Origin of the sequence: Halomonas sp. CKK8, from assembly GCF_029625235.1 — a bacterium.
Taxonomy (GTDB): Bacteria; Pseudomonadota; Gammaproteobacteria; order Pseudomonadales; family Halomonadaceae; genus Halomonas; species Halomonas ventosae.
This window is the reverse complement of record NZ_CP121193.1, coordinates 2,526,471-2,552,690: the sequence shown is the minus strand read 5'-3', so window position 1 is coordinate 2,552,690 and position 26,220 is coordinate 2,526,471. Positions and strand designations below refer to the sequence as shown.

Annotated in this window: 20 protein-coding genes and 1 pseudogene; 19 read left to right on the top strand and 2 right to left on the bottom strand. The window is 68.2% G+C overall.

The window, feature by feature from the left end:
• The first annotated feature begins 98 nt into the window (after nt 1–98).
• Both P8934_RS12100 and P8934_RS12095 read left to right on the top strand, forming a co-directional pair.
• Nucleotides 99–548 (top strand): YcgN family cysteine cluster protein, encoded by a 450-nt coding sequence (locus P8934_RS12100; RefSeq protein WP_278031268.1) that lies wholly within the window; start codon nt 99–101, stop codon nt 546–548.
• A gap of 225 nt (nt 549–773) precedes the next feature.
• Nucleotides 774–1,619 (top strand): hypothetical protein, encoded by an 846-nt coding sequence (locus P8934_RS12095; protein ID WP_278031267.1) that lies wholly within the window; start codon nt 774–776, stop codon nt 1,617–1,619.
• Nucleotides 1,620–1,690: 71 nt separating this feature from the next.
• Here P8934_RS12095 and P8934_RS12090 read toward each other — a convergent pair whose 3' ends face one another.
• On the bottom strand, nt 1,691–3,829 hold the full coding sequence (locus P8934_RS12090) for a prolyl oligopeptidase family serine peptidase (protein ID WP_278031266.1): 2,139 nt from the start codon (nt 3,827–3,829) through the stop codon (nt 1,691–1,693).
• A 71-nt stretch (nt 3,830–3,900) separates the two neighbouring features.
• Between P8934_RS12090 and P8934_RS12085 the strand changes: the two genes are divergently transcribed.
• The 9 genes from P8934_RS12085 to P8934_RS12045 all read left to right on the top strand — a co-directional run bounded on the left by P8934_RS12085 (nt 3,901) and on the right by P8934_RS12045 (nt 16,839).
• Nucleotides 3,901–4,347, top strand: a complete 447-nt coding sequence (locus tag P8934_RS12085; RefSeq protein WP_278031265.1) for a hypothetical protein — start codon at nt 3,901–3,903, stop codon at nt 4,345–4,347.
• Between the two features lie 24 nt (nt 4,348–4,371).
• Nucleotides 4,372–6,213, top strand: a complete 1,842-nt coding sequence (locus P8934_RS12080; protein ID WP_278031264.1) for a vWA domain-containing protein — start codon at nt 4,372–4,374, stop codon at nt 6,211–6,213.
• On the top strand, nt 6,206–6,994 hold the full coding sequence (locus tag P8934_RS12075) for a class II glutamine amidotransferase (RefSeq protein WP_278031263.1): 789 nt from the start codon (nt 6,206–6,208) through the stop codon (nt 6,992–6,994). Before P8934_RS12080 ends, P8934_RS12075 begins: the two co-directional genes overlap by 8 nt.
• Nucleotides 6,995–7,095: 101 nt before the next feature.
• Nucleotides 7,096–8,772, top strand: coding sequence for an AMP-binding protein (locus P8934_RS12070; RefSeq protein WP_278031262.1), 1,677 nt, complete (start codon nt 7,096–7,098; stop codon nt 8,770–8,772).
• A gap of 388 nt (nt 8,773–9,160) precedes the next feature.
• Nucleotides 9,161–13,192 (top strand): ATP-dependent RNA helicase HrpA, encoded by a 4,032-nt coding sequence (gene hrpA, locus P8934_RS12065; protein WP_278031261.1) that lies wholly within the window; start codon nt 9,161–9,163, stop codon nt 13,190–13,192.
• Nucleotides 13,189–14,310: a beta-ketoacyl-ACP synthase III gene (locus tag P8934_RS12060; RefSeq protein ID WP_278031260.1), complete on the top strand. Its 1,122-nt coding sequence runs from the start codon at nt 13,189–13,191 to the stop codon at nt 14,308–14,310. Before hrpA ends, P8934_RS12060 begins: the two co-directional genes overlap by 4 nt.
• Before the next feature lie 38 nt (nt 14,311–14,348).
• The gene (locus P8934_RS12055; RefSeq protein WP_278031259.1) at nt 14,349–15,116 is read left to right on the top strand and encodes a VacJ family lipoprotein; all 768 of its coding nucleotides are present in this window, start codon (nt 14,349–14,351) and stop codon (nt 15,114–15,116) included.
• Nucleotides 15,117–15,128: 12 nt separating this feature from the next.
• Nucleotides 15,129–16,343, top strand: coding sequence for a response regulator (locus tag P8934_RS12050; RefSeq protein ID WP_278031258.1), 1,215 nt, complete (start codon nt 15,129–15,131; stop codon nt 16,341–16,343).
• Nucleotides 16,330–16,839: an STAS domain-containing protein gene (locus tag P8934_RS12045; RefSeq protein ID WP_278031257.1), complete on the top strand. Its 510-nt coding sequence runs from the start codon at nt 16,330–16,332 to the stop codon at nt 16,837–16,839. Before P8934_RS12050 ends, P8934_RS12045 begins: the two co-directional genes overlap by 14 nt.
• A 21-nt stretch (nt 16,840–16,860) precedes the next feature.
• Here P8934_RS12045 and tal read toward each other — a convergent pair whose 3' ends face one another.
• On the bottom strand, nt 16,861–17,799 hold the full coding sequence (gene tal / locus P8934_RS12040) for a transaldolase (RefSeq protein WP_278031256.1): 939 nt from the start codon (nt 17,797–17,799) through the stop codon (nt 16,861–16,863).
• A gap of 136 nt (nt 17,800–17,935) precedes the next feature.
• Here tal and P8934_RS12035 point away from each other — a divergent pair, with 136 nt between their 5' ends.
• The 8 genes and pseudogenes from P8934_RS12035 (at nt 17,936) to P8934_RS12000 (ending at nt 26,220) form a co-directional block, all read left to right on the top strand.
• Nucleotides 17,936–19,120 carry a multidrug effflux MFS transporter gene (locus P8934_RS12035; RefSeq protein WP_278031255.1) on the top strand — a complete coding sequence of 395 codons (1,185 nt, stop codon included), beginning with the start codon at nt 17,936–17,938 and terminating at the stop codon, nt 19,118–19,120.
• Nucleotides 19,113–19,850 (top strand): sulfite exporter TauE/SafE family protein, encoded by a 738-nt coding sequence (locus tag P8934_RS12030; protein WP_278031254.1) that lies wholly within the window; start codon nt 19,113–19,115, stop codon nt 19,848–19,850. Before P8934_RS12035 ends, P8934_RS12030 begins: the two co-directional genes overlap by 8 nt.
• Nucleotides 19,851–20,030: 180 nt before the next feature.
• Nucleotides 20,031–21,044: a substrate-binding domain-containing protein gene (locus P8934_RS12025; protein WP_278031253.1), complete on the top strand. Its 1,014-nt coding sequence runs from the start codon at nt 20,031–20,033 to the stop codon at nt 21,042–21,044.
• Between the two features lie 104 nt (nt 21,045–21,148).
• A complete protein-coding gene (pstC, locus tag P8934_RS12020) occupies nt 21,149–22,405 on the top strand; it encodes a phosphate ABC transporter permease subunit PstC (protein WP_278031252.1) in 1,257 nt (418 codons plus the stop codon).
• An 18-nt stretch (nt 22,406–22,423) separates the two neighbouring features.
• Complete coding sequence (gene pstA, locus P8934_RS12015) at nt 22,424–23,590, top strand: phosphate ABC transporter permease PstA (RefSeq protein WP_278031251.1); 1,167 nt, start codon at nt 22,424–22,426, stop codon at nt 23,588–23,590.
• 121 nt (nt 23,591–23,711) lie between these two features.
• A complete protein-coding gene (gene pstB, locus P8934_RS12010; protein ID WP_278034032.1) occupies nt 23,712–24,494 on the top strand; it encodes a phosphate ABC transporter ATP-binding protein PstB in 783 nt (260 codons plus the stop codon).
• 31 nt (nt 24,495–24,525) lie between these two features.
• Nucleotides 24,526–25,727: pseudogene (chrA, locus tag P8934_RS12005) on the top strand (chromate efflux transporter).
• A gap of 67 nt (nt 25,728–25,794) precedes the next feature.
• Nucleotides 25,795–26,220: an arsenate reductase ArsC gene (locus P8934_RS12000; protein WP_278031250.1), complete on the top strand. Its 426-nt coding sequence runs from the start codon at nt 25,795–25,797 to the stop codon at nt 26,218–26,220.

Genomic DNA, 26,220 nt, shown 5'->3' with positions numbered 1-26,220 from the left:
AAACTAGTACCGTGCCCGACGCCGCGCGAAATTCGCTTTTCCGCGCCCGAAGCTGCGTGCAACCCGTTCATCGCGCCTGACGCCGCGGAGGAAAGATCATGAGAGAGCGGTTCTGGGAGCGCTTCGATCTGGCGGAGCTCACCGACGAGGAGTGGGAGGCGCTCTGCGACGGCTGCGGCCAGTGCTGCCTGCTCAAGTTCCAGGATGAGGAGAGCGGCGACCTGGCGGTGCTCAACGTCGCCTGCGAACTGCTGGATATCGCGAGCTGTCGCTGCGGCGACTATGACAATCGTTTTGCCAAGGTGCCGGACTGCACGCAGCTGACGCCCGAGCGCATCGACGACTTTCGCTGGCTGCCCAAGTCCTGTGCCTACCGTCGGGTCGCGGAGGGTCGCAAGCTGGCCGCCTGGCACCCGCTGATCGCCGGCGGGCCCGAACGGATGCACCGCAAGGGCGTCAGTGTGCGCAGCTTCGCCGTCTCCCAACGCGAGGTGCCCGAGGAGGAGCTCGAGGAGCACATCATCGCTATCCTGCCCATCGACGCCTGATCCACGCCCTGCATCGGGGCGCCCTCCGCTCCATGTCTGAGACGCCTCATACGCGGTAGGCGTCCACGCTCATACCCCAGCGCCCCTTGTTTCATGGCTTCGTCCTATGGCGCCGATCACCGGCGAGGACGATGCTTTGCTGTGTGTAACAGTTTGTTGTCCAGCGTGAACGTGAGCATGGCGTGTCACGTCCGGGGGCATGGGATAACGACGAGGGGATGCATCATGAAAGGTTTCAGCAAGTTAGCGCTTGCCTTGGCGATGGGTGCCCTGGCCTCTTCCGGTGTGGCGGCGCAGTCGTCCTCGTGGAGTGGACAGACTCTCAGCGACGACGAAATGGCGGCGATGTTCAACGACCTCATGAACGAGGGCCGGGTACTCGACGACCAGGAGATGGCGCAGCTGCAGTCATGGCTGCCGACGCGGCAAAGCCCCGAACAGCTGCTGCTGCTCTACCCGCCGAGCGCCGGAGACCGGGGAACGGCCCTGTCCAGCGCACGCGACGGAAGTGACGTCGTGCTGGCCGCCAGCGATGGCGGCGCCGACGACGATACGAGTGGCGGCACGGACGATGGTACCGATGTTGGCACGAACGACGGCACCGATGACGGCACCGACGACGGCACCGATGACGGCACCGACGACGGCAGCGATGACGGCACGGACGACGGCACCGACGACGGCACCGACGACGGCACCGATGACGGCACCGACGACGGCACCGATGACGGCACCGACGACGGCAGCGATGACGGCACCGACGACGGCAGCGATGACGGCACGGATGACGGCACCGACGATGGCAGTGGTGACAACGGCCTGATTCATTCCGGTGGTGGGGGTGGCGGTTCCGGCGGCGGCTCGGGTGGCGGCTCCGGCGGTGGTTCCGGTGGCGGCTCCGGCGGTGGTTCCGGTGGCGGCTCCGGCGGTGGTTCCGGCGGCGGCTCCGGTGGTGGTTCCGGCGGCGGCTCCGGTGGTGGTTCCGGCGGCGGCTCCGGTGGTGGTTCCGGCGGCGGCTCTGGCGGTGGTTCCGGCGGTGGTGCCGGTGGCGGTGCCGGCGGTGGCAGCTGACGCCACTGCAGCCTGATCGGTATGCAAGAGACCCGGCCTCGGCCGGGTCCCTTGCGATCTGGACAACAGGATCAGGCGTCCCGGCCCTCGAGCCCCAGTGCCCAGAGAAGGAAGGCATCCTGGCGGGCGTTGTCGTGCCAGGCCTTGAAGCGTCCCGAGGCCCCGCCGTGGCCAGCGGCCATGTCGGTGCGCAGCAGGATGGGGCGGCGATCCGCGGGGCGGCGGTCGCTTGAAGCGTGACCCTCACTGCCCTGGTTGCGGCCCAGTTCCCTGAGGCGAGCATAGAGCTTTGCGGGTTCCCAGTAGGGCACCCGGGTGTCGTGCCAGCTGCCCTGCAGGAAGACCGCCGGCCAGGGTTGTGCCGAGAGGTTGTCCAGCGGTGAGTAGTTGCCGATGCGGCGTCGTGCCTCGGGCTCGCGGGGATCGCCCCATTCGGTGTACTCCGCGGTGGTAAGTGGCAGGTCGGGGTTCTCCATGGTGCGCAGCACGTCGACGAAGGGGACGTCGAGGACCGCGGCGCAGAAGGCTTCCGGGGCCAGGTTGAGGCTCGCGCTGACCAGCAGCCCCCCGGCACTGGCGCCGTAGGCCGCAACGCGCTCGCCGTCGCTGAAGCCTTTCTCGACCAGGGCGTCGCGGGCGGCGAGGAAGTCGTGGAAGCTGTTCGCCTTGTGCTCGAGCTTGCCGGCCAGGTACCAGGGCTCGCCGCGATCGCCACCGCCGCGCACATGCGCCACGGCAAAGGCCACACCGCGTGCCAGCAGCTCGAGCCGGGCAACCGAGAACCAGGGATCGAGCACCTCGCCATAGGCGCCGTAGCCGTAGAGCAGGGTGGGTAAGGGGTGGCCGGCGAGGTCCGCTCGCATCACCACCGAGACGGGGACCCGCTCGCCGTCGTGGGAGGTCGCCCAGAGCCGCTCACAGACCAACTGCTCGGGTCTCAGGTCGCCATGGATGGGCTGCTGCTTGAGGAGTCGCCGCTGGCCGCTGTCGAGGTCATGCTCGAGCCAGGTCACCGGCAGGGTGAAGGACTCCTCCCGCAGGCGCAGGCGACGGCTATCGAAGTGGGGCGCGTCGCCCAGAGCCAGGCTGCAGGGCAGCTCCGGCAGGGGTAGCCGCTCGTCGCGGGTGATGGCGTGGTCGGCATCCAGTTCGAGGATGCGGAGGTGCACCTGGGCCTCGTGGTGGTCGCGCTCGGCGACCACCAGCCCCCAGTCGAAGGCATCGACGCCCTCCAGGGTGTCATCGTCGCGATGGGCGATCAGCGGCTGCCAGTCGCTGGCGGGGTCGGCCTCGCCCAGTCGCTGCTCGGCGAGCACGTCCAGCCGGAAGTGGGTGGCCTCGCGGTTGTGAAGCACATAGAAGTGGCCCGGGCGGTGGTCCAGGGCGTACTCCACCCCGCTTTCCCTGGCTCGGAAGCAGCGTGGCACGGTGGCCGGCGCCCGGGCGGGGATCAGGTGACTCTCGCTGGTGTCCTTGGAGGCGCTTTCCAGGATGAGCCACTCGCGGGAGCGGGTCTTGCCGAGGCCCAGCCAGAATTCCGGGTCCTCCTCGCGCAGCACCAGTGCCGGCTCGCCGGCCCTGCCGGCCTCCAGCGGCAGGCGCCAGATGCTCTCGGGGCGCTGGGTGGCGTCATAGCGGGTGAAGAGCAGGGTGGCATTGTCCTCGGCCCAGCCGATCTCGGGGCCGATCTCCTCGAGCAGCACCCTGGGCTCACCGTCGGGCAGGTGCTTGAGATAGAGCGTATAGGTCTCGTCGCCGCGGGTGTCCTCGCTCCAGGCCAGCCAGGCCTCGTCCGGGGAGAGGGCCATGTCCCCCACCTCGAGGAAGTCGTGCTCGCTGGCCCGGGCCTCGAGGTCGAGGAAGCACTCCGCGGCATCGGGGTCGCCATTGGGGTGGCGCCACCAGACCGGGTAGTCGGCGTCCACCGCCGTCTCGCTCCACACCGTGTAGTGGTCAAGCGGCGTCCTCAGCCCGTGCACGGCCAGTTCGCGGCGCGCCAGGTGGCCGTGGTAGAGGCGCTCGACCAGATCGTCGAGGGGGGCGAACCAGCGGCGCGACTCCCCGTTGGCCGCCTCCAGGAAGTCGGTGACCGCCGGGTCGTCGCGGTTCTCCAGCCAGTGCCACCCCGGGTCGTCGGCGTGGCGGAAGCGGGTGACGGGGTCGTCGGCAGGCGTCTCGGTGGCCTGGTCACGTGGCGGCTGTGCTTTCATTGCGCGAGATGTACCATACTCAGTGTATTTTCAAGAACGTGCGTCGTGGACGCACAGGTCGCGAGGGCGTGATGCTGATTTCGGATTCGATATCCCTACTATGGCTGGTCTATGTCGTATTGTCGCTGGTGGTGCTGCTGACCGGCTACCTGGGGCTGGCCTTCCTGCCGCGGTTGCCGCGTCTGGTGATCACCTGGCTGGTGGCCGGCGTGATGTGGACGCCGGCCCATTTCCGCCTGCCGCTGCTGGAGGAGGGCGAGTTCTACACCGGCTTCGCCCCGGCGGTGGTGGTGACGGCAGTGGCCTTCCTCGAAGGCAACGGCGCGGCCCTCATGCCGGCCGCCGTGCTGGTCGCGGTAGGCGCCGGGCTGGGTGTGGTGGTGGGGCTGCTGCTGTGGTGGCGTGGCCGCCATCGCCACACCCTCGACGACGGTGACTACGTGGACATGGATGACGACGTGCCTGCCGGCCCCCGCCGGGGTGGCCGGGGCGAGCGCCAGGAGCCGATGATCGGCTAAGGAGCCCTTATGGGCGGGTGTGGCATGGAAACGCGCTGTGGCCGGCTGACCTGGATACTGGCCATCGGCTGTGCCCTGTGGCTGTGGGCGAGCCAGGTGCCGGCGCAGGTCGGCACGGAGGAACGACCGGATGTCCGGGTGGTGGTCGATGTCTCCGGCAGCATGAAGGAGAATGACCCCGACCGCCTGGCGCTCAGTGCCCTGGACATGCTGGTAGCCCTGTTGCCCAACGGCGCCACGGCGGGCGTCTGGACCTTCGGTGAGACGGTCGACAACCCCCTGCCGCTGGGAGAGGTGGATGCGGCCTGGCGCGAGCGCGCCCTGGCCCTGCCGCCGGCCCTTCAGGATTACCAGCAGTACACCGATATCGAGGTGGCGCTTCGTGAGGCGGCAAGCGCCGAAGCCAATGGCTGGCGCCACCTGGTGCTGCTCACCGATGGGGTGATCGACCTGTCACCGGCACGAGGCGCCAAGCCCGAGGTCGACGATGCTTCGCGTCGTCGGCTGGTGGATGAACTCGCCGCCGAACTGGCCGGCCAGGGCGTCTCCATCCATGCCATCGCCTTCTCCGACCAGGCCGACCTGGCCCTGGTGGAGCGTCTGGCCCAGTCCACCGGCGGGCTGGCGGCACTCGCGGAGAATCCCGAGAGCCTGCTGGGCGCCTTCCTCGACATCGTCGAGCGTATCTTCCCCGCCGACCAGGTGCCGCTGGAAGAGGGGCGCTTCGTCATCGACGACGGTGTGGAAACCTTCTCGGCGCTGGTCTTCCACGAGCCCGACGACGCCCCCTTGACCCTGGTCGCGCCGGACGGCACCCGCTACCGGGCCGACGAGGCGCCGGACGATATCCGCTGGCAGGTGGAGCCACGCTTCGACCTGATCCGGGTGCCCGATCCCCAGGTCGGCGAGTGGCGTCTGGAGGGGTCGGTGGGCGAGGGCAGTCGCATCAATGTCGCCTCCCCGCTCCACCTGCGGATCGCCGATCTCCCGACCACCCTCTATCTCGGCTTCGAGGTGCCGGTGGAGGCCTGGGTGGAGCGGGATGGTGCCCCCCTTGGCGATGAGGTCGAGGCACCCACCCTCTCGGTATCGCTGCAGGACGCCGAGGGCGAGGTACAATCCCTGGTCACCCTGCAGGCCGAGGCGGGGCGCTTCCGTGGCCGCCTGCCGGCACCGGCCCTGACTGGCAATGCGCGTCTGGTGTTCCGGGCCGAGGGGGAGGCATTCCATCGCCAGCGGGTGCAGGCGGTGAACGTGCTGCCGGCCATCGGAGCGGTGCACCGTCCCAAGGAGGGCCGGGTGGTCCTGGCCGCCGAGCATCCCCGGCTGAATCGCGACAATACCGAGATCCATGGCGAGCTGCAGGGAGAACGTCTCGAGGCTCGGGCCGTCGGGGCGGCGCGCTGGCACCTCGACCTGCCCGAACTCGACGAGGAGCTGAGTCAGCCGCTGCTGCTCACGGCCACCCTCGAACTGGAAGGCGAGACCCGAGAGCTGGCCCTGCCGCGACTGATGCTCAACCCCGAAGGCCGGGTCGGCATCGACCTGGCGGACGTGGCCGGGCCGACCCTCGGCACCGAGCGCGTCGAGGACGGGGAGCGCAGCGACACCTCATTGCCGCCCCCCGAGACCTCGGCCGAACTCGCCGCCGACCGCTTCGTCGCCTGGGTCAATCGCCTGCCCGAGGCTGCGCGTGACCTGTGGCAGGCGGGCGCACCGGGCCTGCATCAGTGGTGGGCGGCACACCGCCGCGACCCGCGCCTGTGGGGCGCCGTGGCGCTGGTGGTGCTTGTGTGGCTGGTGGTCAGCCTGATCCGGCGTCGCCGTGCGCGACGCCCCATGCGCCGGGAGGAACCCCATGTGTGAGCTGCTTGGCATGAGCGCCAACGTGCCCACCGACATCTGCTTCAGCTTCACCGGCTTCCTGCACCGTGGCGGGGGGACCGGGCCTCACCGCGACGGCTGGGGCATCGCCTTCTATGAGGAGGGCGGCTACCGGGACTTCCGGGATCCGCACCCCTCGGTGCACTCCCCCATCGCCCGGCTGATCTGCGATTACCCCATCAAGTCGAACATCGTCATCAGCCATATCCGCCAGGCCAACGTCGGCCAGGTGCGGCTGGCCAACACTCACCCCTTCGTGCGCGAGATGTGGGGACGTCCCTGGTGTTATGCGCACAATGGCCAGCTGGCCGACTGGCAGGCCCTGTCGCACTCCTTCTACCGCCCGGTGGGCAGCACCGACAGCGAGCACGCCTTCTGCTGGCTGCTCGGCGAGCTTCGCGGGGCCTTCCCCGAGCCGCCCGCCGACGACCGGCAGCGCAAGGCCCTCTGGTCGATGCTGCACGAGCTCTGCGAACGGCTGCGCGGCCTGGGGGTCTTCAACCTGCTGCTGGCCGACGGCGACTACCTCTACACCTTCTGCTCCACCAAGCTGGCGCACATTACCCGCCGGGCGCCCTTCGGGCGGGCGAGCCTGTCGGATGCCGAGCTGACGGTCAACTTCGCCGAGCACACCACCGCCGACGACGTGGTCTCGGTGATCGCCACCGAGCCGCTCACCGACAACGAGGAGTGGGTGCGCATGGTGCCCGGCGAGCTGCTGGTCTGGCAGGGTGGCGTGATCCAGGCACGGTTTAAAACGTAAGTTTCAATCGAGTGTTTTACAGCCGCGAAACCGCTGGTATAAGGTAGGCGCACAGAACAACAAGCCGGCTGATGACATCAGCCGCAGCATGGAGACTGCCCATGAGCGAGAATGACAAGCCCGCCATCCTGACCGGACAGCCCCTGGAGGGACTCGACGCCTATGCCTCGGTGATGGATGTCTTCCACTCCTCCGTGGCGCGCTTCGCCGACAAGCCGGCGTTCAGCTGCATGGGACGAGTCCTGACCTATGCCGAACTCGACCGCCTCTCCGGCGATTTCGCCGCCTGGCTGCAGCAGGAGACCACGCTTCAGCCGGGGGATCGCATCGCCATCCAGCTGCCCAACGTGCTGCAGTTCCCGGTGGCGGTCTTCGGTGCCCTGCGTGCGGGGCTGGTGGTGGTCAATACCAACCCGCTCTATACCGAGCGGGAGATGGCCCACCAGTTCAAGGATTCCGGGGTCCGGGCCATCGTCATCCTGGCCAACATGGCCGACAAGCTCGAACGGGTCCTCGAGCGCACCGATATCCAGCATGTGGTGGTGACGGAACTGGGGGATCTGCATGGCTTCCCCAAGCGCCAGCTGATCAATGCCGTGGTCAAGCACGTCAAGAGGATGGTGCCGGCCTACTCGCTGCCCGGTGCCACGCCCCTGCGCCAGGCGCTACGGGCAGGTGCCGGTCGTCGCCATCAGGAGGTGTCGCGCGGCGCCGACGACATCGCCGCGCTGCAGTACACCGGCGGTACCACCGGGCTGGCCAAGGGCGCCATGCTCACCCATCGCAACCTGGTGGCGAACATGCTCCAGGCCCGCCAGGCCATCGGCCCGGCGCTGACCGACGGCGCCGAGACCATCATCGCGCCGCTGCCCGTCTACCATATCTACACCTTCACGGTGAACTGCCTGTTCATGATGGAGACCGGCAACCACTCGGTGCTGATCACCAATCCCCGTGACCTGGACACCTTCGTCAAGACCCTCAAGGGCATCTCCTTCACCGGCTTCATCGGGCTCAACACCCTCTTCAATGCCCTGTGCAACCGCGAGGACTTCCGCCGTCTCGACTTCTCCCGGCTGCACCTGACCATCTCCGGCGGGATGGCCCTGACCCGGGCGGCCGCGCAGCGCTGGGAGGAGGTCACCGGCTGCCCGGTGGCCGAGGGCTATGGCCTGACCGAGACCTCGCCCATCGTCAGCTTCAACCCCGTGGATGCCATCCAGCTCGGTACCATCGGCAAGCCGGTGGCGGGGACCGAGGTGAAGGTGGTCGATGCCGATGGCCGCGATGCGCCCCTCGACGCCGCAGGCGAGCTCTGTGTCAGGGGGCCCCAGGTGATGAAGGGCTACTGGAGCCGGGACGAGGAGACTGCGAGGGTGATCGACGACCAGGGCTGGTTTCATACCGGCGACATTGCCGTGCTCCAGGCGGATGGCTACATCCGCATCGTCGACCGCAAGAAGGACATGATCCTGGTCTCCGGCTTCAACGTGTATCCCAACGAGATCGAGGACGTGGTGGCCGCCCACCCGGGGGTGATCGAGTCCGCGGCCGTGGGGGTGCCAGACGAGACCAGCGGTGAGGCGATCAAGCTGTTCGTCGTCGCCCGGGATGAGACCCTGGATGCCGAGACCCTGCGGGCCTGGTGCAAGAAGGACCTCTCCGGCTACAAGGTCCCGAGGTACGTGGAGTTCCGCGACGAGTTGCCCAAGACGAACGTGGGAAAGGTCCTGCGTCGGCAGTTACGCGATGAGGAGCGTGAGAAGGCAGAGGGGTGATCCGGTAGCCTGAGTTGCCCAAGACGCTGTCATGTTCAGGAAGGTCCTGCGTCGCCAGTTACGCGATGAGGAACGTGAGAAGGCAGAGGGGTGACCCGTAGCCTGAGTTGCCCAAGACGCTGTCATGTTCAGGAAGGTCCTGCGTCGCCAGTTACGCGACGAGGAACGCGAGAAGGCGAATGGGTGACCCGCTAGCCTGAGCCGCCCAGTACGCTGCCACGGCAATTACCGGCAAGGCGATAGCTTCCTTACTTGCCGCCCGATAGCCACGCTTGATGGTACCGATTAGGCGCCGCTGCTGCCTCGGCGTTACAATGCACTGCCCGCTCCGGACGTCCCGGGCGGGCCGTTTTTTGATGACCGTGACCCGGAGACGACCGTCGAGACCGTGACCACCGAGACCCGCCAGGACACCGCCACGAACACCCGGGATGCCGCCGAGCTCGACGCCCTGAGCCGCGAGCTCGATGATGCCCTGCGGCGCGACGTCCCGACCCTGGAAAAGCGCCTGCGCGGCCTGCGCCGGCGGCTCAGGGAGGGCAAGCCCGTGGATCGCGGCCTCGCCGAGGTCCGGCGTTCGCTCGAGCGTTCGCGGCAGCAGGTGGAGCGTCGCCGGGCGCGCCCGGTGGCCCTCGAGTACCCGGCGTCGCTGCCGGTAGCGGAACGCCGGGAGGACATCCTCGCGGCCCTGCGTGACCACCAGGTGGTGGTGGTGGCCGGCGAGACCGGCTCGGGCAAGACCACCCAGCTGCCCAAGCTCTGCCTGGAGCTGGGCCTGGGGCGGCGCGGGCTGATCGGCCACACCCAGCCGCGGCGCCTGGCGGCTCGCTCGGTGGCCAGTCGCCTCGCCGAGGAGCTCCAGGTGCCGCTGGGCGAGCAGGTGGGCTATCAGGTGCGCTTCACCGACCAGAGCAGGGACGACACCCTGGTCAAGCTGATGACCGACGGCATCCTGCTCGCCGAGACCCGCCACGACCCGGACCTCATGCGCTATGAGGCCATCATCATCGATGAGGCCCACGAGCGCAGCCTCAACATCGACTTCCTGCTCGGCTATCTCAAGCGCCTTACCGCGCGGCGTCCCGATCTCAAGGTGATCATCACCTCGGCGACCATCGACGTGACCCGCTTCGCCGAGCATTTCGGGCGCCAGGATCCGCAGGGGCGGGTCCAGCCGGCGCCGGTGGTGGAGGTCTCCGGGCGCACCTACCCGGTGGAGGTGCGCTACCGGCCGCTGGTGCGCGATGACGACGACGAGGAGGATCGTACCCTGCAGGAGGGAATTCTCCACGCCGTCGAGGAGATCGAGCGGGTCGAGCGGGAGAAGGGCTGGTTCCATGGGCCCCGCGACATCCTGGTGTTCCTGCCCGGCGAGCGCGAGATCCGCGAGACCGCCGACACCCTGCGCCGCGCCGATCTCAAGGGCACCGAGATCCTGCCGCTCTACGCGCGGCTCTCCAATGCCGAGCAGAATCGCGTCTTCGCCCTCCATGCGGGACGGCGCATCGTGCTCTCCACCAACGTGGCAGAGACCTCGCTCACCGTGCCGGGCATCCGCTACGTCATCGACCCGGGCCTGGTACGCCTCAGCCGCTACAGCTACAAGGCCAAGATCCAGCGCCTGCCGGTGGAGCCGGTCAGCCAGGCCAGCGCCAACCAGCGCAAGGGGCGCTGCGGGCGCCTCGCCGAGGGCGTCTGCATCCGCCTCTACGACGAGGAGGACTTCCTCGCCCGGCCCGAGTTCACCGACCCCGAGATCCGCCGTACCAACCTCGCCTCGGTGATCCTCTCGATGCTGTCGCTCAAGCTCGGTGACATCGAGGCGTTCCCCTTCGTAGACCCGCCGGATTCGCGCTTTGTCACCGATGGCTTCCGGCTGCTCTTCGAACTGGGCGCGGTGGATGCCGGCAACCGCCTGACCCCGCTGGGGCGCAAGCTGGCGCGGCTGCCCATCGACCCGCGCCTGGCGCGCATGGTGCTGGCCGGCGCCGAGCAGGGCGGGCTGCGCGAGGTGCTGATCGTGGTCGCCGGCCTGGCGGTGCAGGATCCCCGCGACCGGCCGGCCGACAAGCGCCAGGCCGCCGACCAGGCCCATCGCCGCTGGCAGGACCCGGATTCCGACTTCGTGGCCCTGCTCAACCTCTGGAACGGCTTCGATGCCGCCCGGGAGGAGCTCTCGGGCAACCGGCTGCGGCGCTGGTGCAAGGAGCACTACCTCAACTACCTGCGCCTGCGCGAGTGGCATGACACCTTCCGCCAGCTTCGCCAGCTGCTGCGCGACATGGAGATCGAGGTGCCGCCGCCGGCCCCGCGGCCTCCCGCCGATGCCCCGGACATGGACGACAAGGCGCGTCGAGAGGCCCGTCGAGAGGGTGCCGTGGCCCTGCACAAGGCCCTGCTCACCGGGCTGCTCTCGCACCTGGGACTGCTCACGGAGAATCGCGAGTACCTGGGGGCACGCAACCGCAAGTTCCTGATCCATCCCGGGTCCGGGCTAGCCAAGAAGTCCCCCAAGTGGGTGATGGCCTTCGAGCTCGTCGAGACCAGCAGGCTCTTCGCGCGCACCGTCGCCAGGATCGAGCCGCAGTGGATCGAGCCGCTGGCCGGCCACCTGGTGAAGCGCTCCCATGCCGAGCCGCACTGGGAGATGAAGCGAGCCCAGGTGGTCGCCACCGAACAGGTCACGCTGTTCGGCCTGCCGATCGTCACCGGACGCAAGGTCCACTATGGCCCCATCGCCCCACAGGAGTCCCGGGAGCTCTTTATCCGCCGGGCGCTGGTGGAAGGCGAGTTCAAGACCCGGGGTGACTTCTTCGCCCACAACCGGTCGCTGGTGGAAGAGGTCGAGGACCTGGAGGATCGGGCCCGCAGGCGCGATATCCTGGTCGACGAGGAGACCCTGTTCGCCTTCTACGACGAGCGCCTCCCCGCGGAGATCATCAACGGCAAGGGCTTCGAGGCCTGGCGCCGCAAGGCCGAGCGCGACAATCCCGACATCCTCAAGTTCGACCGTGCGGCCCTGCTGGCGCGGGAGGCCGGGGAGGTCACCGAGGCCGACTACCCCGACGAGCTGGTGCTCGGGGGCGTGCGCTATCCGCTTTCCTACCACTTCCAGCCCGGGGCCGCAGATGACGGGGTGACGCTGACCGTGCCGGCGGCCATGCTGCCCCAGCTCCCCCTGGCGCGGCTCGAGTGGCTGGTACCGGGCCTGCTGCGCGAGAAGTGCATCGCGCTGATGAAGTCGCTGCCCAAGGCGGTGCGCCGCCAGGTGGTGCCGATTCCCGACTGGGTCGACGCCGCCCTCGAGGCCATGACGCCGGACGACGTGCCGCTCACCGAGGCGCTGGGCGAGTTCCTGCGCCGCAAGACCGGTGTACGGCTGCATCCCGACGACTGGCGCCTCGACCAGCTGGAACCGCACCTGGTGATGAACCTGCGGGTGGTGGACCACCAGGGCCGGACCCTGGGACAGGGCCGAGACGCTCGCGAACTGGAGCGCCGCTTCGAGGCCGCCGCCGGGGAGGGCGCCCGGGCCCTCGCCGAACAGGCCAGCAGCGAAGGCGAGCTCGAGGCCCTGCCCGAGACGCCCCTGCCCGAGTCCCGGGTCACCACCCAGGCCGGTATCCGGGTGGAGGCCTACCCGGCCCTGGTGCCCGCCAAGGAGGCCTTCCGGGTCGAGCTCTTCGACCATCCCGACAAGGCCCGCGAGGCCCATCGCCGGGGCGTGGTCAGGGCGGCCATGCAATGCCTGCCCGACCAGGTGCGGGCCATCGAACGCCTCAAGGGGCTGGAGACCTGTGCGCTGCTGTTCGCCAAGGTCGGCAGCAAGCGACAGCTCATCGATGACGTGGTGGCCGGAGTGTTCCGTCAGGTGGTGGCCAGCGACCCGCTGCCGCGCTCGCGGGGCGAGCTCGAGCAGCGCCTCGCGGCGACGCGCAATGCGCTGCTGCCGCGGGCGGAGCTCTTGGTGGCCAGCCTGGAGCAGGCGCTCAAGGGGCACCTGGCTGTGACCAAGGCACTCAAGGGGCAACTGAACCTGGCCCTGGCGCTGGTCTACAGTGACCTCAAGGCCCAGATGCAGCGGCTGGTGCATCCCGGCTTCGTCAGCGAGGCCGGGGAGTGGCTCGAGGAGTACCCCCGCTACATGGAAGCGGCGCTGATCCGCCTGGAGAAGGCGCCGCGGGAGCGCATGCGCGACCAGATGCACATGCAGGAGGTCCAGGACTTCGAGGCCCGCCTGGCCGCGCGCCGCGACAGCGAGCGACGCGGCGGCGTGGAGGACCCGGCGCTGGTGGAGTTCGGCTGGTGGATCGAGGAGCTGCGGGTCTCGCTCTTCGCCCAGCAGCTGGGCACGAGGTTTCCGGTCTCCACCAAGCGCCTCGAGAAGCGCTGGGCAGAACTCACAGGGAGAACAGCATGAGCCAAGTGGTGATCACCGGGACGGGCCTCTTCACCCCGCCGCACGCCATCGATAATGCGGCCCTGGTGGCCTCGTTCAACGCCTGGGTGGACGCCGAGAATGCGCGCCATGCCGATGCCATCGCCGCCGGCGAGCGGGAGCCGCTGCCTCACTCCAGCACCGAGTTCATCGTCAAGGCCTCGGGCATCCACAGCCGCTACGTGCTCGATGCCGAGGGCATCCTCGACCCCGCGCGAATGCGTCCCCGGCTGCCGGAGCGCGCCAACGACGAGCCTTCGATCCAGTGCGAGATGGGCCTGGCCGCGGCGCGCGAGGCCCTCGAGACGGCGGGGGTCGAGGCGGCCGACATCGAGCTGGTCATTGTCGCCTGTTCCAACCTGGAGCGTCCCTACCCGGCCGTCGCGGTGGAACTCCAGAACGCCCTCGGCGCGGGCGGCTACGCCTTCGACATGAACGTCGCCTGCAGCTCGGCGACCTTCGCCATCGAGACCGCCGCCAACGCCATCCGCGCCGGCAGCGTCAAGCGGGCGCTGGTGGTCGACCCCGAGATCTGCTCGGCGCACCTCAACTTCCGGGACCGCGACAGCCACTTCATCTTCGGTGATGCCTGTACCGCCATCGTGCTAGAGAGCGACGAGGTCGCCAGCGCCGAGGAGCGCTTCGAGATCCTCGGCACCCGCCTGGTGACGCGCTTCTCCAATGCCATCCGCAACAATGCCGGCTTCCTCAACCGGATCACCGACAGCGATCCGCAGGCCGTCGACAAGCTCTTCGTCCAGGAGGGGCGGCGGGTGTTCAAGGAGGTCTGCCCGCTGGTGGCCGCGCTGATCACCGACCACCTGGCGAGCCTCGAGCTTACGGGCGGCGACCTGTCGCGGCTATGGCTGCACCAGGCCAACCGCCACATGAACGATCTCATCGCCCGGCGCGTGCTGGGCCACGATCCGAGCCCCGAACAGGCGCCGATCATCCTCGATCGCTATGCCAATACCAGCTCGGCGGGCTCGATCATCGCCTTCCACCTGCACCGGCGTGACCTGCCGGCCGGTGCGCTCGGGGTGGTCTGTTCCTTCGGCGCGGGATACAGTGCCGGCAGCGTGGTGGTGCGTCGCCAATGAGCGTCATGACAAGGAACCGCTGGGAGGCGAGCAAGCCAATGAGACAGGGGCTGACGAGATGGGTCGGGCGAGGAACACTGGCGCTGTTGCTGGTGGCCAGCGCGGGGTGCGCCACCAGCGGGGAGGTGCGGGAGCGCCACCCCGACGATCCCTGGGAGGGCTTCAACCGCAAGGTGTTCGCCTTCAATGACGTGGTCGACCGATACGCGCTCAAGCCCGCCGCCCGGGGCTACCGCTTCATCACCCCGGACCCGGTGGAGACCGGGGTGGGCAACGTCTTCTCCAACCTGGGCGAGCCGCGCACCGTCCTCAATAGCCTGCTGCAGGGCAAGGTGCGCAACGCCAGCATCGCCACCTCGCGCTTCCTGATCAATACCACGGTAGGGATCGGCGGGCTCTGGGACGTGGCCAGCCGCATGGAGATCACTGGCCAGGAGGAGGACTTCGGCCAGACCCTGGGCACCTGGGGATGGGAAGAGTCCCGCTACCTGGTGCTGCCGCTGCTGGGGCCGAGCACCCTGCGTGATACCGGCGGCCTGCCGGTGGACATGTACGCGTATCCGACCACCTACGTCGAGGACGACGAGGTGCGCATGGGCCTTACCGCCCTGAGGGTGATCGATGCCCGGGCCGGCCTGCTCGACCAGGAGGCGCTGATCCGTGGCGACCGCTACAGCTTCATCCGCGATACCTGGCTGCAGCAGCGCCGCTTCGAGGTCAACGATGGCGAGCAGGGCGAGGATCCCTTCGCCAGCGAGGAATTCGACTTCGATGATGCGGACTTCGATGATGCCTTCGCCGAATGAGGCCATGACAGCATGCCACCAGCCAAGCAACTGATCGGGGTGATCGACGTGCCGGGGCCGGAGCGTGATGCCCTGGCCGAGACCATCGCCCGTGACGGCCTGGCGGTGTATGCCGCCGACAGCATCGAGGGACTCCCGCCGGAAACCGCCCTCATCGTGGCCCATGCCCGGGCGGTGCCCAGCGGCGAGTGGACGCGGCTCGCCGAAGGCCTGCCGACCCTGGTGGTCAGCGACGAACGCCAGGATACCGACCTGCTGCGCGCGGTCGATGCCGGCCTGGTGGACTACATCGTCGACCCGCTGCGCCATGGCTCCCTGCTGCGGCGCATGATCGGCAAGGCCATCGAGGTGCATCGCCTGGCCGCGGAACGAGAGCATGATCGCGCCCGCCTGGCCCAGCTCAACGAGCACCTCGAGGAGCTCAACGAGAGCCTCGAGACCCACCTGGCGATGCTGCGCCTCGACCAGCAGGCCGGCGGGCAGATCCAGCGAAAGCTGCTGCCGCCGCGGCCGCAGACCCTGAATGACGTGACCTTCGACTACTGGCTGGCGCCCTCGCTCTACCTGTCCGGGGACTTCCTCGATTTCCAGGCCTTCAACGAGCGCTACAGCCTGTTCTACTTTGCCGATGTCTCGGGCCACGGGGCCTCCTCGGCCTTCGTCACCGTGCTGCTGAAGTATCTCTCCAATCACTGGCAGCACGAGTGGGACGGCGAGCATCCCGAGGCCCTGGCGCCGCGCTGGCTGGCGGCGCTCAATCGCGAACTGCTGGATGCCGGCATCGGCAAGCATGCGACCCTGCTCGTCGGGGTCATTGACCATCAACGTCGTTATCTCCACTATTCGCTGGGCGCGCAGCTGCCCATGCCCCTGCTGGTGTCCGATGGCAAGGTGACGCCGCTGCCCGGCGAAGGCATGCCGGTCGGCCTCTTCCCGGGGATCGACTACCCGATGCTGGGCTGCGAGTTGCCGGAGAACTTCCGGCTGTGGCTATGTTCGGATGGGATACTGGAGTGTCTGCCTGGCGACACCCTCGATCTGCGGCTCAGGGAACTCGAGCGACGGGTCCTGGCCAGCGAGACGCTGGAGGACCTACGTGGCAGCCTTGCACTGGGGGCATTGGCGGACGATGATGAAGGCGTCGCCGAGAGCGCCCCGGGACACGAGGAACTGCCAGACGACCTGACGATCATGATGGTGAGCGGATTTGGCAATGATAAACCATGAAGGCCGCATCAAGGCGGCGTTCGACTCCGGGGTCTTCGTCCTCAAGCTGTGCGGGGACGTGCGCCTGACGCTCTGTGCCACCCTGGACCGCCAGGCCCGGCAGCTGGCCGAGACACCGGGCCTCGAGACGCTGATCATCGACCTGCGCGACACCACCAACGTGGATTCCACCGCCCTCGGGTTCCTCGCCAAGGTGGCGATGGCCGTGCAGGGGCGCGTCACCGAGCGACCGACCATCATCGCCGACAATCCCGATGTCCGGCGGATGCTCGACGTCATGGGCTTCTCGCGCATCTTCACCCTGGTGGAGACGCCGATCACCGAGACCTGTGAGCTCTGCGACCTTCCCGAGATTCCCACCGACGTCGAGGAAACCCGCCAGCGGGTCCTCGAGGCGCACCGCATCCTGATGCGCCTCAACGAGCATAATCGCGAGGAGTTCCAGCCGCTGGTCGAGATGCTCGAGGCCCAGGAAGCCGCCTCGCACGGCCACTGACCGGGCCCCGGCGGTCGCGGGTCACTCCCTCCTCAGCTCTCCCAGCAGCGCCTCCAGCTTGCGCTGGTCGGCCATGAACTTGCGGATCCCCTCCGCCAGCTTCTCGGTGGCCATGGCATCCTCGTTCATCTCCCAGCGGAACTCGGCCTCGTCCTGGGGCTCGGGGGCCCGGGTCTCGGCATCCAGCGGCGTGAGCCGCCGCTCCAGGCCGCCGGTGGTGCCGGCCAGCTCTTCCAGCAGCTTGGGCGAGATGGTCAGCCGGTCGCAGCCGGCCAGGGCGACGATCTCGCCGGCATTGCGGAAGCTCGCCCCCATCACGATGGTGTCGTAGCCATGCCCCTTGAAGTGCTCGTAGATGCGCCTGACGGACTGCACGCCCGGGTCGCGGTCGCCGCTGAAGTCGGCATCGGGGTCCTGTGCCTTGTGCCAGTCCAGTATCCGGCCGACGAAGGGCGAGACCAGGGTGACGCCGGCATCCGCGCAGGCCCGGGCCTGGGCGAAGCTGAACAGCAGGGTGAGGTTGGTATGGATGCCTTCGCGCTGGAGGATCCGGGCGGCACGGATCCCCTCCCAGGTGGCGGCCACCTTGATCAGGATGCGCTCGGGACCGACGCCGTGACGCCCGTAGCGCTCGATCAGCGAGCGGGCCCGTGCCAGGGTGGCGTCGGTGTCGAAGGAGAGGCGGGCGCTGACCTCGGTGGAGACGTAGCCCGGGATCAGGGCGCTGACCTCGCTGCCGATCTCCACGGCCACCGCGTCCAGGGCATCGTCGATGTCGGTGGCATGGCGGGCGATCTCGGCCAGCCGCGCGCGGCGCGCCTGCTGCTGGGCCGCCTGCAGGATCAGCGACGGGTTGGTGGTGGCGTCGGTGGGCTCGAAGCGGCGAATCGCCTCGAGGTCGCCGGTGTCGGCGACCACGGTGGTCATGGTCTTGAGTTGTGAGAGCAGGTCATCTGCCATGGCGGGATCCCTCCGGTTGTCGTGGCAGTCACTCTAGCAAGGCGAGGGGGGCGAATATAGACGGGCGAGGCCAGGGACCGGGGTTTCGGGTATCATTAGCCCTCTACCTTTTACCTTGTGCCGCCATGGAGGCGCCTTGACCCTGAACTCGCGACGCGTGGCGCTGCTGGTGGCCGCCAACACGGCCCTGGCGCCCTTCGCCATCGATGCCTACCTGCCGGCCATGTCGGCGATCGCCGAGCATATCGGCGCCAGCATCCATCACACGGAGCTCTCGCTCTCCACCTTCCTGGCCGGCTTCGCCCTGGGGCAGCTGGTGTTCGGCCCGGTGTCCGACCGGGTGGGGCGCAAGCCGGTGCTACTGGGTGGCCTGGTGGTCTTCCTGCTGGCCAGCCTGGTGATCACCACGGTGGGCTCGCTTGGCGAGTTGCTGGCCTGGCGGTTCGTCCAGGCGCTGGGCGGTGGTGCGACCGTGGTCAACTCGGCGGCCATCGTGCGCGACTGCTTCAAGGGCCGCGAGGCCGCCAAGGTGATGTCGACCATGGCCATCATCATGCTGATGGCGCCGCTGGTGGCACCGGTGGTGGGCAGCGGGCTGCTCTACCTTGCCGACTGGTGGCTGATCTTCGTCTTCCTGGCCGGCTACGCCGGCTTCCTGATGTGGCTGCTGGGCACCCGGCTGCCCGAGACGCGTCCCCCCGGCCGGTCGGCGGCAACGCCGGCGAAGGTGCTGGCCAACTACGCCAGCGTGCTTGGCGATCGTCGTGCCATGGGCTTCATCGCCGCCGCCTCCATGTCCTTCGCCGGGCTGTTCGCCTTCGTCACTGCCTCGCCGTTCCTCTACCTCGAGCACTTCGCCCTGACGCCATCCCTCTATCCCCTGGTGTTCGGCGTCAACGTGGTGGCCATGGTCGCCTCCAACCGACTCAATATCCGCCTGCTGAGGTGGCGCACCCCCCTGCAGAACCTGCGCCTGGGGCTGGGTATCCAGCTCGCCGCCGCCATGGGGCTGGCGCTGGTGGTGATCACCGGGCAGGAGTCGCTTGCCACCATGGTGCCGCTGATCATGCTGTTCGCCGGCACCATCGGCCTGATCGCCCCTAACGCCATCACCTCGCTGCTCGACCGCTTTCACCACATGAGCGCCACCGCCGCCGCCCTGCAGGGCAGCCTGCAGTTCTCCAGCGGCGCGCTGGCCGGCGTGCTGGTGGGCGCCTTCGAGGTGGACAGCGCCTGGCCGATGGTGGGCACCATGCTCGGCGCCTCGCTCGCGGCCAACGTCGGCATTCGCGTGCTGGCGGGGCGGGAAGCGCATGATTGAGCCGTCGTGGGTGGCCTGGCTCGACATGGCGCTCTCCACCTGGCTGGGCTGCGCCCTGGTGCTGGCTCTGGGGGCCTTCGTGCAGCGTGCCACCGGCTTCGGCCTGGCGGTGGTGGGGGCGCCGCTGCTGTTGATGCTGGAGCCGCGGCTGGTGCCGGTGGTGCTGGTGCTGTTCGGCTTTACCGTCTCGCTGCTGACCCTGCGCCACTATCGCCGCGAGGTGCGCCTGAGCGAGATCGGCATGGCCCTGGCCGGCCGCCTGCCCGGTAACGCCCTGGGCGCCTGGCTGCTGCTCGCAGCGCCCATGGTCGTGCTCGAGAAGCTGATTGCCGGTAGCGTGCTCTTCGCGGTGGCCGTGACCCTCTTCCGGCTGCGGCTGCCGGTCAATCGCGCCACCCTGTTCTCGGCCGGCATCTTCTCCGGCATCTTCGGCACCGTGGCCGCCATTGGCGGGCCGCCCCTGGTGCTGCTGATGCATGGGTTCTCCCCCGACCGCCTGCGCGGCAACCTGGCGGCCTTCTTCATTGTCACCTCCTTGCTGACCCTCGCCACCCTGGCGCTGGTCGGCCGGATAGGCGCCTGGCACCTGGGCATGGCAGCGAGCTTCGCGCCGGCGGTGCTGGCCGGCACCTGGCTGGCCAACCGCATCGCCCACCGTCTCGATCGTCGCCTGCTGCAGGGTGCGTCACTTTCGCTGTGTACCCTGGCGGCGCTGGGGCTGCTACTCTGAACGGGGCCTTGTCGCGACCGTGACAGGGCGATGTCACGCCGCTGTCATCTCCCTGGGGCAGGGTGTGCGGCGTAGCGGGCGCATCCTGCTTCCGGTCGGCACTGTCATGAAGCTGTCATCTGACTGGGGCAAGGTGTCTCCCGTGAAGGTTGCACACTGTCCTCATCAGGAGATCGCTCCATGAATCGCATCCTCAAGACTACCGCTATCGCCGCCGCCGTCATGGGCGTGGCCACCGTGGCCCACGCTCGCGACCAGATCCGCATCGTCGGCTCCAGCACCGTCTACCCGTTCGCCAGCTACGTGACCGAGGAGTTCGGCGCGGTGACCGAGTATCCGACGCCGGTCATCGAGTCCACCGGTTCCGGCGGCGGCCTGCGCCTGTTCTGCAACGGCGTGGGCGAGGATACCCCGGACATCACCAACGCCTCGCGTCGCATCAAGGTCTCAGAGCTGGAGCGCTGCATCGAGAACGGCGTGACCGACGTGACCGAGGTCAAGATCGGTTCCGACGGCATCGTCTTCGCCCAGTCCAGCACCAACGAGGCCATCGAGCTGACCCTCGAGCAGCTGTTCCTGGCCGTAGCCGCCAAGGTGCCGGTCGATGGCGAGCTGGTCGACAACCCCTACACCAACTGGAGCGAGATCGACGCCTCGCTGCCGGATCGCGAGATCTCCATCTACGGCCCGCCCAGCACCTCCGGCACCCGTGACGCCTTCGAAGAGCTCGCCATGGAGGTTCCGTCGGAGGAGATGGAGGCCTACGGCGGCGAGGGCTACACGGACATTCGCTCCGACGGCGTCTACATCGACGCCGGCGAGAACGACAACCTGATCGTCCAGCGCCTGAGCGAGGACACCGATGCCTTCGGTATCTTCGGCTACTCCTTCCTCGAAGAGAATCCCGACGCCCTGATTGGCACGACCATCGATGGCGTGGCGCCGGAGCCCGAGGCGATCAGCGCCGGCGACTACCCGATCGCCCGTTCGCTGTGGTTCTACGTCAAGAACCAGCACGCCGAGGCCGTGCCGCCGCTGTACGACTACGTCGACATGTTCGTGTCCGAGACCATGATCGGCAAGGGGGGCTACCTCGGTGACCTGGGCCTGATCCCGCTGCCGGAAGCCGAGCGTGAGCAGACCCGTGAAAAGGTCGAGAACCGCGCTCAGCTCGAGGTCAGCGACCTGAAGTAACTCCCGAGTAGGCAGGGACGCCTGATCCGGCCGGCAGCCCACGGCTGCCGGCCGTCGCACGTTCCGGCAGGCACGCTGCCGTCGTTATCCACCGAGAGAGACCTATGCAGACCAACCAACTCCTCGCCATGTTCAGCGGCGTCCTGCTGCTGCTGGGTCTGATAGCCTTCTTCCTGGGCCGTGCCAAGGCTGCGCGCGTGCGCGCCACCGGCACGGCCATGTATGCACAACCCGATCAGTACGCCTGGTTTGCGGTGGTCGCCACCGCCGGTCCGGCGATCACCGTGGGGGCCGTCGGGGCCTTGCTGATGCTGCTGCTGGGCGCCGACATTCCCACCCTCTACCTGCTGGCCGGTAGCCTGGTGGTGGCTGCCGTGGGCCTGCTGGTGGGGATGAGCCAGGTGAAGCCCGACTTCCACGCCCGCCAGGCCATCGAGCGGGTGATTCGCTGGGTGCTGGTCGCCGCGGCGTTGATCTCGATCTTCACCACCTTCGGCATCCTCTTCTCCATCGTCTTCGAGGCGCTACGCTTCTTCCAGATGCACAGCTTCTGGGACTTCGTCACCGGCACCGTCTGGAACCCCGGCGCCAGCTTCCTGGCCGCCGCGGGGCGCGGCGATGAGGCGGGCAGCGCGGCCCAGTTCGGCTCGGTGCCGCTGTTCGCCGGCACCTTCATGATCACCGCCATCGCCATGCTGGTGGCCATCCCCGTGGGCCTGCTTTCGGCCATCTACATGGCGGAATTCGCCCCCCAGCGGGTACGCACCCTGGCCAAGCCCACCCTCGAGGTGCTGGCCGGCGTGCCCACCGTGGTCTACGGCTTCTTCGCCGCCATCACGGTGGCACCGATCATCGTCGACGTGGCCGGCTTCTTCGGCCTGGACGCCTCCTTCAACAACGCCGTGGCGCCCGGGGTGGTGATGGGCATCATGATCATCCCCTTCATCTCCTCGCTCTCCGACGACGTGATCAATGCGGTACCCGACAGCATGCGTCAGGGCTCCCTGGCGCTGGGCATGACCAAGGGCGAGACCATCCGCGACGTGGTCATTCCCGCGGCCCTGCCGGGGATCATCTCCGCCTCGCTGCTGGCGGTATCGCGGGCGCTGGGCGAGACCATGATCGTGGTCATGGCGGCGGGCATGCGGCCCAACCTCACCGCCAATCCGCTGGAGGACATGACCACGGTGACGGTGCGCATCGTCGCGGCGCTGACCGGGGACCTGGAGTTCGAGAGTGCCGAGACCCTCTCCGCCTTTGCCCTGGGCCTGGTGCTGTTCGCCGTCACCCTCAGCCTGAACCTGGTGTCGGTGCTCATGATCCGCCGCTTCCGCGAGAAGTATCGCGTCAACAACCTGTAACGCCGAGGAATCGCCGACATGAGTCAATCCTTCGACGACATCAGCGCCCAGCTGCGCCGCCGCCATCGCCAGTCGTCGCGGCTGAAGTGGATCTCCATGGGCGCCCTAGGGCTCGCCGGCCTGTTCCTGGTGCTGTTCTTCGCCGACATGCTCTCCAAGGGCCTGCCGGCCTTCCAGCAGGCCCAGGTCCAGGTGGAGATCGACTATAACGAGGACGCCCAACGCATGGGGCGTGCCGCCCTGGACCCCGAGGTGTCACGCCTGGTGAGCCGTACCTTCGAGCGCCTGATCCCGGTGCGGATGCGCGACAATCCCGAGCTGCTGGGCACCACCGAGACTCGCTGGGTGCTCGCCGACAGCGAGGTGGATCAATACCTGAAAGGGAACCGCCATGAGCTCAATCCGGCGCAGCAGGCGTTGGTCGATAAACTCGTTGAACAGGGGCGCTTGAAGCTCAAGTTCAACACCACCTTCTTCACCAGCGGCGACTCCAAGATGCCCGAGGCTTCGGGGATCCTGGCCGCCGCGGTGGGCACGGTGATGACCATGCTGGTGACGCTGGCCATCGCCTTCCCCATCGGCGTGATGACGGCGGTCTACCTGGAGGAGTTCGCCCCGGACAACCGCCTGACCCAGATCATCGAGATCAACATCAACAACCTGGCGGCGATCCCCTCGATCCTGTTCGGCCTGCTGGGGCTGGCGATCTTCATCAACTTCTTCGGGGTGCCGCGCTCCTCGCCGCTGGTGGGTGGCATGACGCTGGCGCTGATGACCCTGCCGGTGATCATCATCGCCACCCGCACGGCGCTGCGCAGCGTGCCGGACTCGATCCGCCACGCCGCCTTCGGGGTCGGCTGCTCGCGCTGGCAGGTGGTGCGTGACCACGTGCTGCCGCTGGCCATGCCGGGCATCATGACCGGTTCGATCATCGGCCTGGCCCAGGCCATGGGCGAGACCGCACCGCTGATCATCGTCGGCATGGTGGCCTTCATCCCCGATGTGGGGGCCTCCTTCACCCAGGCCGCCACGGTGCTGCCGGCACAGGTCTTCACCTGGGCGGGTGAGCCGGAACAGGCCTTCGTCGAGAAGACCGCCGGGGGGATCCTGGTGCTGCTGGCGATCCTGATCTTCCTCAACGCCACCGCCGTTATCCTGCGCAAGAAGTTCGAGCGCCGCTGGTAGGCCACGCTACGTTACAGGGTATCCACAGATGAACATTCACGTTGCCGAGCGGAGTACCGCGCCCATGTCAGGTCACGAAAGGTCACGTCACGAAAGCGCCCGTCCCGAACCCGGCCAGCCGGTGACCCGCAACACCGACGCCCACCACGAGCTGAGCATCCGCGTCCGCGACCTCAACCTCTGGTACGGCCAGAGTCAGGCGTTGAAGAACATCAATATCGATGTCTACCAGAAGAACATCACGGCCCTGATCGGGCCCTCGGGCTGCGGCAAGTCCACCTTCCTGCGCTGCCTGAATCGCATGAACGACCTGATCCCCAGCGTGCGCCTCGAGGGGCTGGTGGAGATGGATGGCCGCGATGTGAACGCCGCCAAGATGGACGAGGTGGCCCTGCGCCGCCGGGTGGGCATGGTCTTCCAGAAACCCAATCCCTTTCCCAAGTCGATCTACGACAATGTCGTCTATGCGCCGCGTATGCACGACCTGGTGAGCCGCAAGGCCGAACAGGATGAACTGGTGGAGAAGGCGCTGCGCGACGCCGGCCTGTGGGAGGAGGTCAAGGACAAGCTGCAACAGCCGGGTACCTCGCTCTCCGGTGGCCAGCAGCAGCGCCTGTGCATCGCCCGTGCCATCGCCGTGCAGCCCGACGTGATCCTGATGGACGAGCCCACCTCGGCACTCGACCCCATCTCCACGGCGACCATCGAGGACCTGATGGACAAGCTCAAGCAGCAGTTCACCATCATCACCGTGACCCACAACATGCAGCAGGCGGCGCGGGTGGCCGACTACACGGCCTTCTTCCACCTCGGCGAGATCATCGAGTACAACGACACCCGGACGATGTTCGCCAACCCGGCCACCAAGAAGGCTGAGGACTACATTACCGGCCGCTACGGCTGAACATGGGTGAGCCTATCGGCGCTTGCCCGGCATGAGTCGCTCGTCCGGCCAGGGGGGCCGGCGCCGGGAGGTCTTCCAGGCCTTCCTGCTGCTGGGCGTGACCTCGTTCGGTGGTCCCGTCGCGCACCTGGGCTACTTTCGCCACGAGTTCGTGACGCGTCGGCAATGGCTCGGCGAGCGTGACTATGCCGATCTGGTGGCGCTCTGCCAGTTCCTGCCCGGGCCGGCCAGCAGCCAGGTGGGGTTCGCCCTTGGGCTGCTGCGGGCCGGCCCCTGGGGGGCCGCCCTGGCCTGGCTGGCCTTCACCCTCCCTTCGGCACTGCTGCTGGTCGCCTTCGCCCTGGGCGCGAGCCTGTTCGAGGGTACCATCGGCGCCGGTCTGGTCCACGGTCTCAAGCTGGCGGCGGTGGCCATTGTTGCCCAGGCCGTATGGGGAATGGCGCGGGGGCTCTGTCCGGACCGGCGTCGTGCCGGCATCGCGCTGGCCGCGGTCTTCACCGTGGTGCTGGTGGGCGGCCCCCTCGGCCAGGTGATGGCGATCCTGGCGGGGGCGCTGGCCGGCCTGGCGCTGTGTCGCGACGGTTACGACGACGCCCCCCGAGCGCCGCTGGCGCTGCCGGTGTCCCATCGGGCGGGCGGCCTCGCCCTGGTGGCCTTCCTGTTGCTGCTGGGTGGCCTGCCGCTGCTGGCCCTCGCCACTGCCTCGCCGATCCTCGACCTGCTGGATGCCTTCTATCGGGCCGGGGCCCTGGTGTTCGGCGGCGGTCACGTGGTGCTGCCGCTGCTCGAGGCCGAGGTGGTCCAGTCCGGCTGGGTCTCGTCTGACGCGTTTCTGGCCGGCTACGGTGCCGCCCAGGCGGTGCCCGGTCCGCTTTTCACCTTCGCGGCCTACCTCGGCAGCGTGCTGGACATCGGGCCTGGCGGGGTCCAGGGGGCGGTCCTGGCGCTGGTGGCCATCTTCGCGCCGGGACTGCTGTTGCTGGTGGCCGTGATGCCATTCTGGAATCCCCTGCGCCACCGGGCGGGTGCCCAGTCGGCGATGCGCGGTGCCAATGCCGCCGTGGTGGGCATCCTGGGCGTCGCGCTCTACGACCCGGTCTGGACCGGCGTCGCATCGGGCCCGAGCCGTTCGCCCTGGCCCTGACCGGCTTCCTGCTGCTGGAGCGCTGGCAGTTACCCGCCTGGGCCGTGGTGGGGCTGCTGGCCGTGTCGGGCATCCTGATTGCCCCCTGATGGCTGTCACCAGATTGACATCTGGCTTTGTTATATATGATGTTCCATATATCGTCAGGAGCCTCCCATGACGAAACAGCGTGTGCTCTTCCTGTGCAATGCCAACTCCGCCCGCTCGCTGATGGGTGAGGCGCTGCTGCGCCACCTGGCCGGGGACAGGTTCGAGGCCTACAGCGCGGGCAGCGAACCGGATGAACCCGCTGCGATGACCCTGGCGGCATTGAAGAAGCAGGGCATTTCCACCGAGGGACTGGCCAGCAAATCACTGGATGATTTCGCTGGCGAACATTTCAATGCCGTCATCGTGCTGTGCGACAAGGCCCAGCAGGCATGCCGCGACTGGCCGGGAGGGAGCGACGAGCACCTCTACTGGGATATTCGCGACCCGCGCCTGATCGGTCGTACCGACGCCTACGAGCAGGCCCTCAACGAGATTCGCCACCGCCTCTCGCTGTGGCTGCAGATCAAGGCGCGGGATGATATCCAACTCTAA

What these genes read in the sequence shown, in the direction of transcription:
- P8934_RS12100 (WP_278031268.1), top strand. Translation starts at nt 99, where the DNA reads ATGAGAGAGCGGTTCTGGGAGCGCTTCGATCTGGCGGAGCTCACCGAC.
- P8934_RS12095 (WP_278031267.1), top strand. Translation starts at nt 774, where the DNA reads ATGAAAGGTTTCAGCAAGTTAGCGCTTGCCTTGGCGATGGGTGCCCTG.
- P8934_RS12090 (WP_278031266.1), bottom strand. Translation starts at nt 3,829, where the DNA reads ATGAAAGCACAGCCGCCACGTGACCAGGCCACCGAGACGCCTGCCGAC.
- P8934_RS12085 (WP_278031265.1), top strand. Translation starts at nt 3,901, where the DNA reads ATGCTGATTTCGGATTCGATATCCCTACTATGGCTGGTCTATGTCGTA.
- P8934_RS12080 (WP_278031264.1), top strand. Translation starts at nt 4,372, where the DNA reads ATGGAAACGCGCTGTGGCCGGCTGACCTGGATACTGGCCATCGGCTGT.
- P8934_RS12075 (WP_278031263.1), top strand. Translation starts at nt 6,206, where the DNA reads ATGTGTGAGCTGCTTGGCATGAGCGCCAACGTGCCCACCGACATCTGC.
- P8934_RS12070 (WP_278031262.1), top strand. Translation starts at nt 7,096, where the DNA reads ATGAGCGAGAATGACAAGCCCGCCATCCTGACCGGACAGCCCCTGGAG.
- P8934_RS12060 (WP_278031260.1), top strand. Translation starts at nt 13,189, where the DNA reads ATGAGCCAAGTGGTGATCACCGGGACGGGCCTCTTCACCCCGCCGCAC.
- P8934_RS12055 (WP_278031259.1), top strand. Translation starts at nt 14,349, where the DNA reads ATGAGACAGGGGCTGACGAGATGGGTCGGGCGAGGAACACTGGCGCTG.
- P8934_RS12050 (WP_278031258.1), top strand. Translation starts at nt 15,129, where the DNA reads ATGCCACCAGCCAAGCAACTGATCGGGGTGATCGACGTGCCGGGGCCG.
- P8934_RS12045 (WP_278031257.1), top strand. Translation starts at nt 16,330, where the DNA reads ATGATAAACCATGAAGGCCGCATCAAGGCGGCGTTCGACTCCGGGGTC.
- tal (WP_278031256.1), bottom strand. Translation starts at nt 17,799, where the DNA reads ATGGCAGATGACCTGCTCTCACAACTCAAGACCATGACCACCGTGGTC.
- P8934_RS12030 (WP_278031254.1), top strand. Translation starts at nt 19,113, where the DNA reads ATGATTGAGCCGTCGTGGGTGGCCTGGCTCGACATGGCGCTCTCCACC.
- P8934_RS12025 (WP_278031253.1), top strand. Translation starts at nt 20,031, where the DNA reads ATGAATCGCATCCTCAAGACTACCGCTATCGCCGCCGCCGTCATGGGC.
- pstC (WP_278031252.1), top strand. Translation starts at nt 21,149, where the DNA reads ATGCAGACCAACCAACTCCTCGCCATGTTCAGCGGCGTCCTGCTGCTG.
- pstA (WP_278031251.1), top strand. Translation starts at nt 22,424, where the DNA reads ATGAGTCAATCCTTCGACGACATCAGCGCCCAGCTGCGCCGCCGCCAT.
- P8934_RS12000 (WP_278031250.1), top strand. Translation starts at nt 25,795, where the DNA reads ATGACGAAACAGCGTGTGCTCTTCCTGTGCAATGCCAACTCCGCCCGC.